General features: G+C 47.7%; 4 protein-coding genes and 1 pseudogene. 3 read left to right on the forward strand and 2 right to left on the reverse strand.

Annotation, left to right across the window (positions count from 1 at the left end):
- A partial coding sequence (locus BGK49_RS11775) for a transposase (RefSeq protein ID WP_000567704.1) occupies window positions 1–244 on the reverse strand: 244 nt, incomplete at its 3' end.
- Between the two features lie 63 nt (window positions 245–307).
- On the opposite strand from BGK49_RS11775, the gene copD reads away from it, so the two are divergent.
- Window positions 308–1,171, forward strand: coding sequence for a copper homeostasis membrane protein CopD (copD, locus tag BGK49_RS11780; protein WP_000012210.1), 864 nt, complete (start codon window positions 308–310; stop codon window positions 1,169–1,171).
- Window positions 1,172–1,183: 12 nt separating this feature from the next.
- Window positions 1,184–1,525, forward strand: a complete 342-nt coding sequence (locus tag BGK49_RS11785) for a YebY family protein (protein ID WP_000976476.1) — start codon at window positions 1,184–1,186, stop codon at window positions 1,523–1,525.
- 392 nt (window positions 1,526–1,917) lie between these two features.
- Here BGK49_RS11785 and BGK49_RS11795 read toward each other — a convergent pair.
- Window positions 1,918–2,448, reverse strand: a pseudogene (locus tag BGK49_RS11795) (tyrosine-type recombinase/integrase); the annotation flags it as partial.
- Between the two features lie 62 nt (window positions 2,449–2,510).
- Here BGK49_RS11795 and BGK49_RS11800 point away from each other — a divergent pair.
- The coding region (locus BGK49_RS11800; protein WP_032335914.1) for a transposase at window positions 2,511–2,748 on the forward strand (238 nt) is incomplete at its 3' end.

Here is a 2,748-nt window from a genome sequence, read left to right on the forward strand (position 1 = left end):
CTTTAATCTGCTTCATGGCGGCAGCAAGTTCAGAGGCAGGAACAACCTGTTCTCCGGCGGCCACAGCAGTAAGACTTCCTTCCTGGTATTGCTTACGCCAGAGAAATAACTGGCTGGCTGCTACACCATGTTGCCGGGCAACGAGGGAGACCGTCATCCCCGGTTCAAAGCTCTGCTGAACAATTGCGATCTTTTCCTGTGTGGTACGCCGTCTGCGTTTCTCCGGCCCTAAGACATCAATCATCTGTACTCCAATGACTAGTCTAAAAACTAGTATTAAGACTATCACTTATTTAAGTGATACTGGTTGTCTGGAGATTCAGGGGGCCAGTCTAATTTCACCTCGCTGATGCTGGTTTTTGGCTTCGCAATGTACGGTGCCTGGCTGGCCCCCTTGACGATTCGTCGCTTGCTGGCGAAGCGTTTTCTGCGTTTACAACAGCACGCTGCCGTCTGGAGTTTGATCAGTGCCACTGCAATGCTCGCCGTTCAGGGCGGGTTGATGGGAACGGGATGGACAGATGTATTTTCGCCAAACATTTGGCAGGCTGTTTTGCAAACGCAGTTTGGTGGCGTCTGGTTATGGCAAATTGTTCTCGCCCTCGTAACGTTGATCGTCGCCCTTATGCAACCGCGGAATATGCCACGTTTGCTGTTTATGCTCACTACCGCGCAATTTATTCTGCTGGCGGGAGTGGGGCATGCGACGCTGAATGAAGGGGTAACGGCGAAAATCCATCAGACTAATCACGCGATTCACCTGATTTGTGCGGCGGCGTGGTTTGGGGGATTACTGCCGGTGCTCTGGTGTATGCAACTCATCAAAGGCCGTTGGCGACACCAGGCTATTCAGGCGCTGATGCGTTTTTCATGGTGCGGGCATTTTGCGGTGATCGGCGTACTGGCAAGCGGCGTGCTTAGTGCATTGTTGATTACCGGATTTCCCCCCACGCTTACGACTTACTGGGGCCAACTCTTATTGCTCAAAGCCATCCTGGTGATGATTATGGTGGTCATTGCGCTGGCTAATCGTTATGTTCTTGTACCGCGCATGAGGCAGGATGAAGATCGTGCGGCACCCTGGTTTGTGTGGATGACTAAACTCGAATGGGCGATAGGTGCGGTAGTGCTGGTGATCATCAGCCTGCTTGCGACTCTCGAACCTTTTTGATGGATTACGAAAATGATGAAAAAAAGTATTCTGGCGTTTCTGTTACTCACCAGTTCTGCAGCGGCGCTGGCTGCACCGCAGGTGATTACCGTCAGTCGTTTTGAAGTGGGTAAAGACAAATGGGCGTTTAATCGCGAAGAGGTGATGCTGACTTGCCGACCGGGTAATGCTTTGTATGTTATTAATCCGAGTACCCTCGTGCAGTATCCTTTAAACGATATCGCACAAAAGGAAGTTGCCAGTGGGAAGACCAATGCCCAACCCATTTCGGTGATTCAGATTGATGATCCTAACAATCCCGGCGAAAAAATGAGTCTGGCACCGTTTATAGAACGAGCTGAAAAACTCTGTTAATTACCTAAAATAGCCTTTTGATTTCCAATAAAAAAACCGCCTCAGTTCTTTCACCAGAACGGGCGGTTTTTAACATTTCAGCTGATGACCACCACGCTTTTTATTGACCATTTTGCACGCAAACTGGAAAACCTGGCGTCGTCATCTATTCTTAAAGGGCAAGGCAACTAAGCCTGCATTAATGCCAACTTTTAGCGCACGGCTCTCTCCCAAGAGCCATTTCTCTGGACCGAATACAGGAATTGTATTCGGTCTTTTTTTAATTGCATTTGAAATCAATTAGTTGCAAATGTCTCCCCGAAATTCCCCGAAATTTACTCGAATTTCTGTATTCCGGTCTTTTTTGGTTATATCACAACCAAAATACATTTAACAATCCATTTACGTTAAAATCAGAGCAGTAAGTACGTTTTTTCTCTCTCATCAAGATACATTTTTGTTGTCTTCTCCGATGTGTGGCCAAGTAGACGCTGAGCAAATTCTTCTCCACATGTTTCTTTGTACAATCGTCCAGCCAGGCTTCTGACTTCGTGAAAAGTTGGTGGGTTTTCACTGAACTGGATACCTGTTAATTTTCTGGCTGCGACAAATTTCTTTGTCAGGCCGTCCGGGTGAATGCTGCCGTCAGGGCTGTTTTTTCTAATCCCGGCACTGATTAGATAATCCCCCCTACTTACCATGCGGCACTGTTCAACTACTGCACCAAGTCGTAAACCAGCGACAGGAAGGCTGAGTGACAGGGGGATAGCAATCATCATTCCTGTCTTAATTTGCCTGATGTGGAGACGATCATCATAAATATCACTGAACCGCATATTCGTTATGTCTTCGCGACGTTGTCCTGTTACAAGGGCTAAATCCATAGCTAATGGGAACCATGCCGGAAGTTGATCTGCTGCCTCCCTGATGCAGTTGTATGTCTGAGGTAGCCTGAGTTTAACGGACACTCCTTCCTGAAATAGAATGGCATCAGAAGGAGCTAATAATGAGCAGAAAAAACCAACGTTACTCTAAAGAGTTCAAAGCCGAAGCTGTCAGAACGGTTCTTGAAAATCAACTTTCGATCAGTGAAGGCGCTTCCCGATTATCCCTTCCTGAAGGCACTTTAGGACAATGGGTTACCGCCGCCAGAAAAGGGCTCGGTACTCCTGGTTCCCGCACGGTGGCTGAACTGGAATCTGAAATTCTGCAACTGCGTAAGGCGTTAAATGAAGCTCGCCTTG

It is taken from the genome of Shigella sp. FC1544, assembly GCF_001722145.1.
Lineage (GTDB): Bacteria > Pseudomonadota > Gammaproteobacteria > Enterobacterales > Enterobacteriaceae > Escherichia > Escherichia coli.